The 13,111-nt window shown below is 69.0% G+C and carries 13 protein-coding genes; 10 read left to right on the plus strand and 3 right to left on the minus strand.

The window, feature by feature from the left end; translation table 11 throughout:
• Positions 1–7: 7 nt before the first annotated feature.
• A complete protein-coding gene (locus tag AC6LJ2_RS01230) occupies positions 8–871 on the plus strand; it encodes an HpcH/HpaI aldolase/citrate lyase family protein (RefSeq protein ID WP_263912320.1) in 864 nt (287 codons plus the stop codon).
• On the plus strand, positions 868–2,067 hold the full coding sequence (locus AC6LJ2_RS01235; RefSeq protein WP_445657171.1) for a CaiB/BaiF CoA transferase family protein: 1,200 nt from the start codon (positions 868–870) through the stop codon (positions 2,065–2,067). Before AC6LJ2_RS01230 ends, AC6LJ2_RS01235 begins: the two co-directional genes overlap by 4 nt.
• A gap of 89 nt (positions 2,068–2,156) precedes the next feature.
• Here the strand turns inward: AC6LJ2_RS01235 and bioD are convergent, their stop codons facing one another.
• The 3 genes from bioD to bioF are packed head-to-tail and all read right to left on the minus strand — an operon-like array spanning position 2,157 to position 5,424.
• Positions 2,157–3,584, minus strand: coding sequence for a dethiobiotin synthase (gene bioD / locus AC6LJ2_RS01240; protein WP_498150567.1), 1,428 nt, complete (start codon positions 3,582–3,584; stop codon positions 2,157–2,159).
• Positions 3,581–4,225, minus strand: a complete 645-nt coding sequence (locus AC6LJ2_RS01245) for an alpha/beta fold hydrolase (RefSeq protein WP_498150568.1) — start codon at positions 4,223–4,225, stop codon at positions 3,581–3,583. Before AC6LJ2_RS01245 ends, bioD begins: the two co-directional genes overlap by 4 nt.
• Before the next feature lie 14 nt (positions 4,226–4,239).
• Positions 4,240–5,424 (minus strand): 8-amino-7-oxononanoate synthase, encoded by a 1,185-nt coding sequence (gene bioF, locus AC6LJ2_RS01250; RefSeq protein WP_498150569.1) that lies wholly within the window; start codon positions 5,422–5,424, stop codon positions 4,240–4,242.
• 82 nt (positions 5,425–5,506) lie between these two features.
• Between bioF and AC6LJ2_RS01255 the strand changes: the two genes are divergently transcribed.
• The 8 genes from AC6LJ2_RS01255 to ccoG all read left to right on the plus strand — a co-directional run bounded on the left by AC6LJ2_RS01255 (position 5,507) and on the right by ccoG (position 13,070).
• Positions 5,507–6,775, plus strand: coding sequence for an adenosylmethionine--8-amino-7-oxononanoate transaminase (locus AC6LJ2_RS01255; RefSeq protein WP_498150570.1), 1,269 nt, complete (start codon positions 5,507–5,509; stop codon positions 6,773–6,775).
• A 52-nt stretch (positions 6,776–6,827) separates the two neighbouring features.
• On the plus strand, positions 6,828–7,802 hold the full coding sequence (locus AC6LJ2_RS01260; RefSeq protein ID WP_263912312.1) for a P-type ATPase actuator domain-containing protein: 975 nt from the start codon (positions 6,828–6,830) through the stop codon (positions 7,800–7,802).
• Positions 7,799–7,960: a cbb3-type cytochrome oxidase assembly protein CcoS gene (gene ccoS / locus AC6LJ2_RS01265; RefSeq protein ID WP_025137824.1), complete on the plus strand. Its 162-nt coding sequence runs from the start codon at positions 7,799–7,801 to the stop codon at positions 7,958–7,960. The genes AC6LJ2_RS01260 and ccoS overlap by 4 nt, the downstream gene beginning before the upstream one ends.
• Before the next feature lie 131 nt (positions 7,961–8,091).
• A complete protein-coding gene (gene ccoN, locus AC6LJ2_RS01270) occupies positions 8,092–9,579 on the plus strand; it encodes a cytochrome-c oxidase, cbb3-type subunit I (RefSeq protein ID WP_263912310.1) in 1,488 nt (495 codons plus the stop codon).
• Positions 9,580–9,589: 10 nt separating this feature from the next.
• Positions 9,590–10,366: a cytochrome-c oxidase, cbb3-type subunit II gene (gene ccoO / locus AC6LJ2_RS01275; protein WP_263912309.1), complete on the plus strand. Its 777-nt coding sequence runs from the start codon at positions 9,590–9,592 to the stop codon at positions 10,364–10,366.
• A 2-nt stretch (positions 10,367–10,368) separates the two neighbouring features.
• On the plus strand, positions 10,369–10,542 hold the full coding sequence (locus AC6LJ2_RS01280; protein ID WP_199167331.1) for a cbb3-type cytochrome oxidase subunit 3: 174 nt from the start codon (positions 10,369–10,371) through the stop codon (positions 10,540–10,542).
• The gene (gene ccoP, locus AC6LJ2_RS01285; RefSeq protein ID WP_263912306.1) at positions 10,539–11,504 is read left to right on the plus strand and encodes a cytochrome-c oxidase, cbb3-type subunit III; all 966 of its coding nucleotides are present in this window, start codon (positions 10,539–10,541) and stop codon (positions 11,502–11,504) included. The genes AC6LJ2_RS01280 and ccoP overlap by 4 nt, the downstream gene beginning before the upstream one ends.
• A gap of 75 nt (positions 11,505–11,579) precedes the next feature.
• Positions 11,580–13,070, plus strand: coding sequence for a cytochrome c oxidase accessory protein CcoG (ccoG, locus tag AC6LJ2_RS01290; RefSeq protein WP_263912305.1), 1,491 nt, complete (start codon positions 11,580–11,582; stop codon positions 13,068–13,070).
• Positions 13,071–13,111 lie beyond the last annotated feature (41 nt).

Consider the following 13,111-nt stretch of genomic DNA (forward strand, 5'->3'; position numbering starts at 1 on the left):
TGCCCGAATGAGAAGCAAACTGTTTGTACCGGGATCGCGTCCCGAGCTCTTCGCCAAGGCCCTGGCCGGCCCGGCCGATGCACTGTCGTTCGACCTGGAAGACGCCGTGGCCGCCGAACGCAAGGGCGAGGCGCGCGGCCATCTGGCCGCGCTGCTGGAATCGGCGGCCGCCGTGGCCAGCGCCAAGACGCTGATCGTGCGCGTCAACGCGCTGGATTCCGCGCATTTCCAGGCCGACGTGCAGGCCGTGGTGCGTCCCGCGCTGCGCCTGGTGAACCTGCCCAAGGCCGAATCCGTGACGCAGGTGCGGGCCGCGGCCGATGCGATCGAACGGGCGCGCCTGGCCAATGGCGTGGCCCGGCCGGTGGGGTTGCTGCTCAACGTCGAATCGCCGCGCGCCTTGCGCGATGCCGCCGCGCTGGCCGCGGCGCATCCGTCGGTGGCGGGCCTGCAATTGGGGCTGGGCGACCTGTTCGAGCCGGCCGGCATCGACCGCCGCGAGCCGGCGGCGGTACAGCAGGCCATGTTCGCGCTGCGGCTGGCGGCGGCCGAGGCGGGCGTGTTCGCCTACGATTCGGCGTTTGCCAATATCGCGGACGAGGCGGGCTTTCGGGCCGAGGCCGAATTGGCGCGCCGCCTGGGCTTTCTGGGCAAAAGCTGCATCCATCCGCGCCAGGTGCCGCTGGCCAACGCCGTATTCCGGCCCACGGATGCCGAGATCGCCCACGCGCGGCGAGTGGTGCAGGCGGCCGGGCAGGCCGAGGCACAAGGCGTGGCCGCCTTCGTGGTGGATGGTCGCATGATCGATGGCCCTTTCCTGCGCCGCGCCGAAACGGTGGTGCGCCTGGCCGACACGCTGGAGGCGCGATGACCCGAGCCACGACGCCGCGATCCTCCATCGGGCCGCTCGCGGGGGTGCGCGTGCTGGACCTGAGCGCCTATATTGCCGGTCCCTACGGCTGCGCGCTGCTGGCCGACCAGGGAGCCGACGTGATCAAGATCGAGCCACCCTCAGGCGACAACCTGCGCAAGTATCCCTCGACGCTGGAGGCCGAAAGCCGCGCCTTCCTGGGCGTGAACCGCGGCAAGCGCGGGCTGGTGCTGGACCTGAAGCAGGACGCGGCGCGGGACGTGCTGCGTACGCTGGTGACGGGCGCCGACGTGCTGGTGCACAACTTCCGCCCCAGCGTGCCGGCGCGCCTGGGCATCGCCTACGAGCAACTGGCCGAGATCAATCCGCGGCTGATCTACTGTGCGGTGACCGGCTATGGCGAAAGTGGCCCGCTCAAGGACAAGGCGGGCTACGACCAGGTGCTGCAGACCATGACGGGCATGTGCGCCTTGCAGGGCCGCGCCGACGGGCCGCCGGAAGTGCTGTACGGGTCGGTGGTGGACTACTACGCGTCGTCCATGGTCGCGGCGGGCGTGGCGTCGGCGTTGTTTGAACGCGAGCGCAGCGGCCGCGGCCAGTTCGTGGGCGTGTCGCTGCTGCGCAGCGCGCTGGCCTTGCAATCGGCGCGGCTGGTGTGGGCCGAAGGCGAGCCGCGCGAGATCGGGCGCGACATGCGGTCGGGAGGCATTACCGGCATCCATCCCACGCGTGACGGCTATCTGTATATCTCCGCCAACACGCCGCATTTCTGGCAGGCGCTGTGCGCCAAGACCGGTTTGCAGGCACTGGCGGCCGATGCCCGCTACGACTCGGTGCGCAAGCGTGCGCAGTACCGCGACGAGATCGTGCCGCGGTTGCACGAGGCCCTGCAGGCGCACACTGCCCTGGAGTGGGAAGCGTTGTTCGGCGAAGAGGTGCCCTGCGCCGCGGCCCGCGGCGTCGAAGACATGTTCGATTTCCCGCAGGTGCAGGCCGAGGGCATGATCTCGACCTTTGCGCATCCGGTGGTGGGCAGCTACCGGGGTTTTGCCCAGGCCATCAAGTATGGCCGCAGCGCACCGTCCACCCCGTGCGCGGCGCCTGCCTTCGGCCAGCATAGCGACGAGGTGCTGGCCGAAGCCGGCATCGATGCGGCGCAGGCGGCGAGGTTGCGCGCCAGCGGGGCGCTGGGGTAGGCGCGTTCGGGGCCGGCGGGTTCTTGCGGCCTGTTGGCGCGGCGTTGCCGCTTCACGGCGGGCGGCGTGCCCGGCCGCCGGCGTGGCCGCTAGGCGGCGCCATCCAACGTCGCCAGGCACTCGTCCAGCGGCGGAATCAGGCGCGCCAGCGCTTGCACGGCGGCGGCGTCCACGCGGTCCAGCGGCGGAATTTCCGCCAGCACGCGTACGTTGCCGAACCGTTCGATGGCTTCGCGGTTGCCGGCCGACAGCGGCCCGCTCATCACCACGCCCAGCACCGGGATGGCGCGGCGGCGCAGCGCTTCCAGGCTGAGCAGGGTGTGGTTGATGGTGCCCAGGCCGCTACGCGCGGCCAGCACCACCGGCAGGCCCAGGCGCGCGATCAGGTCGATCATCATATGGCTGTCGTCGATCGGCACGTACAGGCCGCCGGCGCCTTCGATGATGAGCGGGGCGTCGGTGCGAGGCGGCACGATGGCGGTGGCATCGATCTCGGCGTCTTCCAGCGGCGCGGCGGCCCAGGGCGACAGCGGCGCCTGCAAGACGTAGGCGGGCAGGTGCTGGCGTTCGGGCGGCAGTTGCGCCAGGCGTGCGACGGTGTCGGTGTCGCCGGGTTCCTCGGCCACGCCGGTCTGCACCGGCTTCCAGTAGTCGGCATTCCAGGCGCGCGCCAGGATGGCCGACACCAGGGTCTTGCCGATGCCGGTGTCGGTGCCGGTCACGAATACGCCTTTGAGGTCGGACTTATGAGGGTTTTTCCACATGCCGTAGGCCAGGTGATAGGTCACCGTGGCTCCTTGTTGGTTGAACTGCGCCAGCACCCGCCGCAGCGCGGCGGCCCCCAGCGGCGCTCGTCCGGGCGCCGGCGTGGTGGCGCCGATGCCCTTGAGCGCCTGCAGGAAATGCAGGCCGTCAGGATGTTGTTGTATCAGCCGTTCGCTGTGTACGCCACCGGCCAGATTGCCGCTGGCCGGACGGATGGCGTGGGGGGCCGGATACTGCGGCGTCGCCGCCGCCAGGCCGATGGCGTGGTGGGCCGCCCGCCATTCGGCGAAGGTGTCCGCGGCCAGTGTCGCCACGGCCAGGTGGCCGCCGGGCGCCAGCAGCGCGGCCAGCCGGCCCAGCCCGGCGTTCAGGTCCGTGAACCATTGCACCGCCAGGCTGGAGCAGATCAGGTCATAGCCGCCCGGCAGGCTATCGGGATGCTCGCCATCCAGCACCTGGTAGCGGGCGCGGCCGGGCAGGGCGGGGCCTTGCCGGGCGCGGGCCAGCATGGCGGGCGAGATGTCGGTGATGGTCCAGTCCGCCGGGCCCAGCCGCGCGGCCAGCGCCTGCGTCAAGAGGCCCGTGCCGCAGCCGATTTCCAGAATGCGCGGATGGGGCGGCAGCGGCAGCCGCAGGATGTCATCGGCCAGCCGTTCGGCCGTGATGCGCTGGGCGGGCGCGTGGGCGTCGTAGCGGTCGGCGGCGGCGCCGAATCGGTCGCCGATGCGGGTGTTGCGCGAATCCGGGCTCATGCGGCGGGCGCCAGGCGGGCCAGGAAGGCGCGGATCTGCGCGGCGCACCAGTCGGTGTCGGTGACGGGCAGCAGGTGGCCACCGCCTTCGCGCCAAACCACGCCGTCGCCGAAGGTGGCCCGCGTCATCGGGGCGGGCACGATGGGGTCGGCGTCGCCCGCAAGCGCCAGGCAGGGCACGGGCAGGGCGGCCAATGCCGCGCGCTGGTCGTCATCGCGCAGCGCCCGCAGGTCGCGCGCCAGCACATCGATATTGGGCAAACCGAACGCACCGGTAGCGCCGCAGCGCTGGCGAAAATCGCGCAGCACCGCATCGGGCTGCGCCGCCAGCCGGGCCAGCATGCGATCAAGCATGCGCGGCGGCACGCCCGGGGCGAAATCCGGGGCGGCGGCAAAGCGCGCGAAACCGTTGATGGACACCAGGCCGATGCCATTCGGGGGCCTCTCGCGCAGCAGCCGCAGCACGCCCAGGGAATGGCCGATGGCGATCACCGGGCCGTCGGGGCAGGGCGTGCGCGCGGGGCCGAAGTAACCGGCGTCGAAGGTGGCTTGAGGCAAGTCGAGCAGCGCGGCAGCCAGCGGCGCCCAGAAATCGGCGTCGAAGGCCCAGCCGTGCACGAACAGCAGGGTCGGGGCTTGCAAAGGCGTGTTCCGCATCAGGCAAGCGCGGCGGCCAGGCCGGCGATCAGGCGGTCGATATCGGCGTCGCGGTGCGCGGCGCTCAGGGCAATGCGCAGCCGGCTGGTGCCGGCGGGCACGGTGGGCGGGCGGATCGCCACGGCCAGCAGGCCGCGCTGTTCCAGGTTGGCGGCCAGCGCCATTGCGCGGGCGGCGTCGCCCACCATGGCGGGCACGATCTGGGTGGACGAGTCGGCGGTATCCAGGCCCTGTTCGCGCAAGGCGGCGCGCAGGCGGTCGCCCGAGGCCGCCAGGCGGGCGCGTTCGGCGTCCAGCGTGGGTACCAGGTCCAGCGCGGCGTCCATGGCGCCCAGCACGGCCGGCGGCAGCGCCGTGGTGTAGATAAAGCCTGAACACGCATTGACCAGGTAGTCGCACAGCGCGCGCGAGCCGGCGACATAGGCGCCAAAGCCGCCCAGCGCCTTGCTGAACGTGCCCATCGCCAGGTCGATGCGGCCGGGCGCCAGCCCTGCCAGGCCCATGCCGCGCGGGCCCAGCACGCCGGTGGCGTGGGCCTCGTCCAGATACACAAAGGCGTTGTAGCGGTCGGCCAGCGCGGCCAGGCGGGCCACGTCGGTGCGGTCGCCGTCCATGCTGAAGACGCTTTCGGTGACGATGAAGCGGACGGCGGGCGCTGCATCGGCCCCTGCCCGGGCGGCCAGCAGCGTTTCCAGGTGGTCCAGGTCGTTGTGGCGAAAGCGGATCTGCTTGACCCCCGCCGCCTGGCAGCCGTGGTGCAGGCTGGCGTGGTTGAGCTTGTCGGCGTAGACCTGCACATCGCCCTGGCCTTGCGCCGCCCGCAGCAGGGCGGGCAGCACGGCGGCGTTGGCCTGCCAGCCCGATGCCAGCAGCAGCGCGGCTTCCGTCCCCTTCAAGCGCGCCAGCTTGGCCTCGACCTGTTCGTGCAGGTCCAGGTTGCCGCAGACCAGACGCGACGCCTGGGCGCTGGCGCCGTGACGGGCTGCCCATTCTCGCGAACGGTCAATCAGCAGCGGATGCTTGGACAGGCCCAGGTAGTCGTTGCTGGAGAAGTTCAGCGCGGGCGCGCCGCCCATCTCGATGCGTCCGGCCGGGGCCGCGGTGGCGGTGCGCAGCCGGCGGCGCACATGGCGCGATTCGGCCAGCGCCAATTCGGAAGAAAACAGGGGGTCCAGCTTAGACATGACGATTTCCCGCAGCGGCCGGCGCCGCAGGGAAGGGCCGGGCCAGGCCGTAGAATGCGAGCCATTGTAGTGGAGGTGAAACATGCAGACCCCCGACTGGGTGGCCCAGGGCCAGCCCCATATCTGGCTGCCCTATGCCCAGATGAAAACGGCCACGCCGCCCCTGCCCGTGGCGCGCAGTCGCGGCAGCCGGCTGGAACTGGCCGACGGCCGCGAGCTGATCGACGGCGTGGCGTCCTGGTGGACCGCCTGCCACGGTTACAACCACCCGCACATCGCCCAGGCGGTGCGGGCCCAGCTGGACGCCATGCCGCACGTCATGTTCGGGGGGCTGACCCACGAACCCGCCCTGACCCTGGCGCGGCGCCTGGCCGGCCTGCTCGGCCCGGGGCTGGACCGCGTGTTCTATACGGATTCCGGCTCGGTGGCGGTGGAAGTCGCCATGAAAATGGCCGTGCAGTTCTGGCTGAACCAGGGCGAACGCGGCCGCAGCCGCTTCCTGGCGTTTCGTGGCGGCTACCACGGCGATACCTTCGGCACCATGGCGGTGTGCGACCCGGACGAGGGCATGCACAGCCTGTTTCGCGGCATGCTGGCCGAACACGACATCGTCGACCTGCCGCGCACCGACGCGGCCATGGCCGAGCTGGACGCCTTCCTGGAAACGCGCGGGCCGCAGCTGGCCGGCATGCTGGTCGAGCCGCTGGTGCAAGGGGCCGGCGGCATGCTGCTGCACGACCCCGACGTGCTGCGGCGCCTGCGCACCCTGGCCGACCGCCATGGCCTGCTGCTGATCTTCGACGAGATCTTCACCGGCTTTGGCCGCACCGGCACGATGTTCGCCTTCGAGCAGGCCGGGATCAAACCCGACATCATCACGCTGTCCAAGGCGCTGACCGGCGGCACCCTGCCGCTGGCCGCCACCGTGGCCAGCCAGCGGGTGTTCGACGGTTTCTGGTCCGACGACCCCTCGCACGCCCTGATGCACGGCCCCACCTTCATGGGCAATGCGCTGGCCTGCGCCGCCGCCAACGCCTCGCTGGACCTGTTCGAGACCGAACCCCGGCTGGCCCAGGCCCAGGCGATCTCGGCCGCGCTGGCGACGGGCCTGGCGCCCTGCCGCGAACTGGATTGGGTGCGCGACGTACGCGTGCTGGGCGCCATCGGCGTGGTCGAGCTGGACGGCATCCAGGACCGCGAGGCCCTCAAACGGCGCCTGGTCGAGGCGGGCGTGTGGGTGCGCCCGTTCGGCAACGTGGTCTACCTGACCCCGGCCTTGACCATCGACGGGCAGGACCTGGACACCCTGATGCGGGCGGTGGTGACGGTGCTGCGGGCGCGGCGGCCTTGAAGGCTTGATCCACATCAAGGCGCATGGCGCGCGGGCGGCCTACCATCGGCGCATGCGAGCAAAATCCATCTTCGCCGTGCCGGCGACCTTGTCTGCCGACGAACGCCAGCAGCGCCGCCATGCGCTGGTGCGCCTGTCGCTGGCCTGGCTGGCGATGATGCAGGTGATGATGTTCGCCTGGCCCGGCTACCTGCGCCACGAAGGCATCCCCAAGGATGCGCTGGACACGCTGGACTGGGCCATCGTGCTGATGAACTGGGCCAGCCTGGCCCTGACCGTACCGGTGGTGCTGTATTCGGCCTGGCCGATCTGGCGCCACGCCGGCGCCAACCTGCGTCAGGGGCGCGCCGGCATGGACGTGCCGGTGGCCCTGGGCATCGTCGCCGCCTTCATTCCCAGCGTCCACGCCACCTATACCGGGCGCGGCGAAGTCTATTTCGATTCAGTCACCATGTTCGTCGCCTTCCTGCTGACGGCGCGTTACCTGGAACTGTGCGCCCGCCAGTCGTTCGGCGGTGCCGCGGGCGGCCTGCGCCATGCGCGGGTCGAAGCGCAGCGGCTGGCGCTGGGCGCCGGCGCCGACCGCCTGGCCTCGCGCTTCGTCTTGGCCCAGGTGGCGCTGGCGCTGGGCGCGGGCGCGGTCTGGGCCTACATCGACCCGGCCCACAGCGTGCCGGTGATGGTGGCATTGCTGGTGATGAGCTGTCCCTGCGCCATGTCGATGGCGGTGCCGACCGCCATGGCCTCGGCACACGCCGCGCTGGCGGCCGACCCGGCCATGTCCGACGCCGCACTGGATGCGCTGCTGGAACGCGCCCGCCGCAAGGCGCGCCAGAACCTGCATGGCTCGCTGGCCTGGCACCTGCTGATGACGCCGCTGGCGCTGGTGGGGTGGGTCACGCCCTGGCTGGCCGCGATCACCATGCTGGTGTCGTCGCTGGCGGTGGCCTATAACTCCTGGCGGCTGACGCGCCATCACGGTCTGGCCGGCGAAGCCGCCGGCGGCGCGCTGGAAGCCGCGCCATGACCATTCTCTATCTGCTCCTGCCACTGTCGCTGCTGTTCGTGTTCGCCATCGGCGTATTCCTGTGGTGGGCCGTGTTCAACGGCCAGTACGACGACACCGACAGCGCCGGCGCCGCCATCCTGCGCGACGACGACAGCGGGCCGGCCGCTCGCGGCTGACGCGGTCTGTCGCATTCCCGCCGCGAGTTCCCCCGCGCCCTTTGCCCGGCTTGACGCATATCAACACCCGTTTGCGCGCCTCCCCCCATCATTGAAACCTGGAGCTATTTGTTTCTTTTAGGGGAAGGGTGATGAACGATTGCGCCGCAATCGCAAGCAAGGCCGATACCTTCAACTACAGGGTCGTGAGGCAATTCGCGCTCATGACGGTGGTCTGGGGCATTGTCGGCATGGCTGTGGGCGTTTTTCTCGCCGCGCAGCTGATTTGGCCTCAGTTGAATTTCGACACCGCCTGGCTGAGCTACGGCCGCCTGCGCCCGTTGCACACCAACGCGGTGATCTTCGCCTTCGGCGGCAGCGCGCTGTTCGCGACCTCGTACTACGTCGTGCAGCGCACCTGTCAGACCCGCCTGTTCTGCGACCGGCTGGCCGCGTTCACCTTCTGGGGATGGCAGGTCGTGATCGTGGCTGCCGCCATCACCCTGCCGATGGGCTTTACCAGCAGCAAGGAATACGCCGAACTGGAATGGCCGATCGACATCCTGATCACGCTGGTCTGGGTCGCCTACGCCATCGTGTTCTTCGGCACCATCATCAAGCGCCGGTCCAAGCACATCTACGTGGCCAACTGGTTCTTCGGCTCGTACATCCTCACCATCGCCATCCTGCACATCTTCAACAACATCGAGATGCCGGTGACGCTGTGGAAGTCGTACTCCGCCTACTCGGGCGTGCAGGACGCGATGGTGCAATGGTGGTACGGCCACAACGCCGTGGGCTTTTTCCTGACCACCAGCTTCCTGGGCATGATGTATTACTTCGTGCCCAAGCAGGCCGGCCGTCCGATCTATTCGTACCGCCTGTCCATCGTCCACTTCTGGGCGCTGGCCTTCACGTACATGTGGGCGGGCCCGCACCACCTGCTGTACACCTCGCTGCCTGACTGGACCCAGTCGCTGGGCATGACGTTCTCGCTGATCCTGCTGGCGCCGTCGTGGGGCGGCATGATCAACGGCATCATGACGCTGCAGGGCGCCTGGTACAAGCTGCGCACCGATCCGATCCTGAAGTTCATGGTGACCGCGCTGTCGTTCTACGGCATGGCCACGTTCGAAGGCTCGATGATGTCGATCCGCACCGTGAACGCGCTGTCGCACTACACGGACTGGACCATCGGCCACGTGCACTCCGGCGCGCTGGGCTGGGTCGCGATGATCTCGTTCGGCTCGCTGTATTACCTGATTCCGCGCCTGTACGGCCGCGAAAAGATGTACAGCGTCAAGGCCATCGAACTGCACTTCTGGATCGCCACCATCGGCGTGGTGCTCTACATCGCCGCGATGTGGATCGCCGGGGTGCAGCAGGGCCTGATGTGGCGCGACACGGCCGCCGACGGCACGCTGGTCTACAGCTTCGTCGAAGAACTCAAGACGCGCGTGCCCTACTACCTGATCCGCTTGCTGGGCGGGGCGCTGTTCCTGTCGGGTGTCCTGGTCATGGCCTGGAACGTCTGGAAGACCGTCAGCGGTGCGCAGGCGGTGAACCCCGCGATTCCGCAAGACGATCCCCACGCCACCCGCGCACCGGCCATCGCCGTCGCCGCGCCGGCCACCGTTTGACGAGGACATCATGGCCAACAAGCAACAAGGCTTCTTTTCTCACCAGACGCTCGAGAAGAACATCGGCTGGATGATCATCGCCAGCATCCTGGTGGTGTCCTTCGCGGGCCTGGTCCAGATCGTGCCGCTGTTCTTCCAGCACAGCACGACGCAGCCGGTGGCGGGGGTCGAACCCTACAGCCCGCTGCGCCTGATGGGTCGCGACGTCTACATCCGTGAAGGCTGTGTCGGCTGCCACTCGCAGCAGGTGCGCCTGCTGGCCGCCGAAGTGCAGCGCTACGGCTCGTATTCGCTGGCCTCCGAATCGGTGTTCGACCATCCCTTCCTGTGGGGCTCCAAGCGCACGGGTCCCGACCTGGCGCGCGTGGGCGAGCGGTATTCCGACGATTGGCATCGCATCCACCTGCGCGATCCGCGCAAGGTGGTGCCCGAGTCCAACATGCCGGCCTACCCGTGGCTGCAAAAGACCGTGATCACCGGCCAGAACGTGGACCAGCGCATGCGCGCCCTGCGCGCCCTGGGCGTGCCGTACACGGACGAAGACATCGCCGCCGCACCCAAGGCCATCGAAGGCAAGACCGAAGAGGACGCGCTGGTGGCCTACCTGCAAGGGATGGGCGTGGGCGTGCGCAAGGCTCAGCAAGCCAGGAAGGCGGAAGAGGCCAGGAAGGCTGCAGAAGCCAAAAAGGCCGCGGAGCCCGCCGCGCCGTCGGCCGTGCCAGCGGCCACGCCGCCCGCCGCAGCACCCGCCGCCGCGGCCGTGCAACCGGCCGCCACGGGAGGCTGACCATGGCATTCCTCAGCGCAATCGTCACCGCCATTTCGATGGCGACCTTTATCGGCATCGTCTGGTGGGCCTGCTCGCGCGGCCGCCAGCGTGCCAACAGCGAATCGGCCCTGCTGCCGTTCGCGCTGCCCGATGAATTCGGGCCGGCACAACAAGATGGAGCGGATCGGTCATGAGCGATTTCGTCAATGGCTTCTGGGGGTATTTCATCTCGATCGTCGCGGTGGGCGGCGTGGTCTGGTGCCTGTGGCTGCTGTACACGCAGCGCCGCTGGCTCAGCACCAAGCCGGCCAATGGCCAGGTCGAAGACACCGGCCACGTCTGGGACGGTGACCTGACCGAGCTGAACAACCCCGTGCCCGGTTGGTGGACCTGGATGTACCTGCTGGCCTGCGTGTTTGCACTGGGCTACCTGTTCTTCATGCCCGGCCTGGGCGAATACAAGGGCCAGCTGGGCTACAGCAGCGCCGACGAAGTGGCGCGCCAGCAGGCCAAGATGGCCGAAGCGGTGCGCCCCATCTACGCGCGTTTCGACACCATGACGGTGCCGCAGATCGCCGCCGACCCCGGTGCCCGTGAAATCGGCCAGCGCCTGTTCCTGAACACCTGCGCGCAATGCCACGGCTCGGACGCCAAGGGCGGCCCCAGCTTTCCCAACCTGACCGACGGCGACTGGCTGCACGGGGGTTCGCCCGAAGCCATCACGCAGACCATCACCAACGGCCGCATCGGCATGATGCCGCCCTGGAAGGCCGCCATCGACGCCAAGACCGCCGGCGACATCGCGCAATACGTGCGTTCGCTGTCGGGCCTGACCGCCGACCCCGTGCGCGTGTTCCGCGGCAAGCGCGAGTTCGCCAATTACTGCGTCGCCTGTCACGGCGTCGACGGCAAGGGCAACCAGGCCTTGGGCGCACCCAACCTGACCGACGACGTGTGGCTGTACGGCAGCTCGGAAGCCACCATCGTCAAGACGATCCTGGATGGCCGCGACAACCGCATGCCGGCTCATGGCGACATCCTCAGCCCCGAGCAGATCAAGATCCTGACGGCCTGGGTCTGGGGCTTGTCCAACAAGCCGGATGGCGCGCAGCCGCCGGCGCAGCAACAGGCCTCGGCCGCCAAGCCGGCCAATTAGTCAGACGGCGCATAGGTGGGGGCGCGGCAAGCCGGCAGCCCCCATATCAGATGGACTTACCGCACGGAGCAGCACATGGATGATGGGTCAACCGCAAGCGTCAGCAGTTCGCCTGGCGGCGACCCGCCACCCTGGCGGCCGCACACGCGCCCGCCGCGGCCCGGCCAGGAAACGCTGGAGCAGACGCTGGCCGGCGTGCGCAGCAAGATCTATCCGCGTTCGGTCAGCGGCATCTTTGCGCGCTGGCGTATCGCTTTCGTCTTCATCACCCAGCTGATTTTCTACGGCCTGCCCTGGCTGCAATGGAACGGCCGCCAGGCCGTGCTGTTCGACCTGGGCGCGCGCAAGTTCTACCTGTTCGGGCTGGTGCTGTGGCCGCAGGACGTGGTGTACCTGGCCGTGCTGCTGGTCATCTCGGCGCTGGCGCTGTTCCTGTTCACCGCCGTGGCCGGGCGGCTGTTCTGCGGCTACGCCTGTCCGCAGACGGTCTACACCGAAATCTTCATGTGGATCGAGCGCAAGGTCGAAGGCGACCGCATTGCGCGCATCCGGCTGGACGAATCGCCCTGGTCCTGGCGCAAGGCGCGCATCAAGATCACCAAGCATGCGCTGTGGATCGCGCTGGCCTGGTGGACGGGGTCGACCTTCATCGGCTATTTTGCGCCGATCCGCGAGCTGGGCCACGAGCTGTTCACGCTGCAGCTGGGGCCGTGGCAATGGTTCTGGATGCTGTTCTACGGTTTTGCCACCTGGGGCAACGCGGGCTTCATGCGCGAGTCGGTGTGCAAGTACATGTGTCCCTATGCGCGCTTTCAAAGCGTGATGGTGGACCCCGACACGTTCGTGGTGACCTACGACAAGCGCCGCGGCGATCCGCGCGGCGGCCGCTCGCGCAAGATCGACCACAAGGCGGCGGGGCTGGGCGATTGCGTCGATTGCAGCCTGTGCGTGCAGGTGTGCCCGACGGGCATCGACATCCGTGAAGGCCTGCAATACATGTGCATCGGCTGCGGCGCCTGTATCGACGCCTGCGAGCAGGTCATGGACAAGATGCAATACCCGTCCGGGCTGATCCGCTATACGTCGGAACGGGCCATGCTGGACGGACTGTCGGCGCAAAGCGCGCGCTCGCACCTGCTGCGACCGCGGGTGCTGATCTACGGCACGCTGATCCTGGGGCTGGCGGTGGCGTTCGTGGTGTCGCTGGCGCTGCGCAATCCGCTGCGCGTCGATGTGATTCGCGACCGGGGCGCGCTGGGCCGCGAGGTAGCGGGCGGCATGATCGAAAACGTGTATCGGCTGCAGATCATCAACACGTCGGATTCGCCGATGCGGCTGCGCCTGTCGGCCGAAGGCATGCCCGGGCTGGCGGTGCTGGCCGGGCAGGGCGGGTCGGACGTGGTGGAGGTCGAGGCGGCGGCGAACAAGCTGGTGCCGATGGTGATCCGCGCGCCGGCGGGGGCCGAGCCCGGGGCGCATGCCATCACGTTGCGGGCGCGCGCCCAGGATCAAGACAACCGGTCGATCGAGACCGACGAAGCCGCAAGCTTTTACGTACCGGATTGAATGCCGGACCTGCTGGACCCTGTTCCCGATTGAATTTCGAC

The organism is Achromobacter sp. 1014246743, from assembly GCF_059760725.1.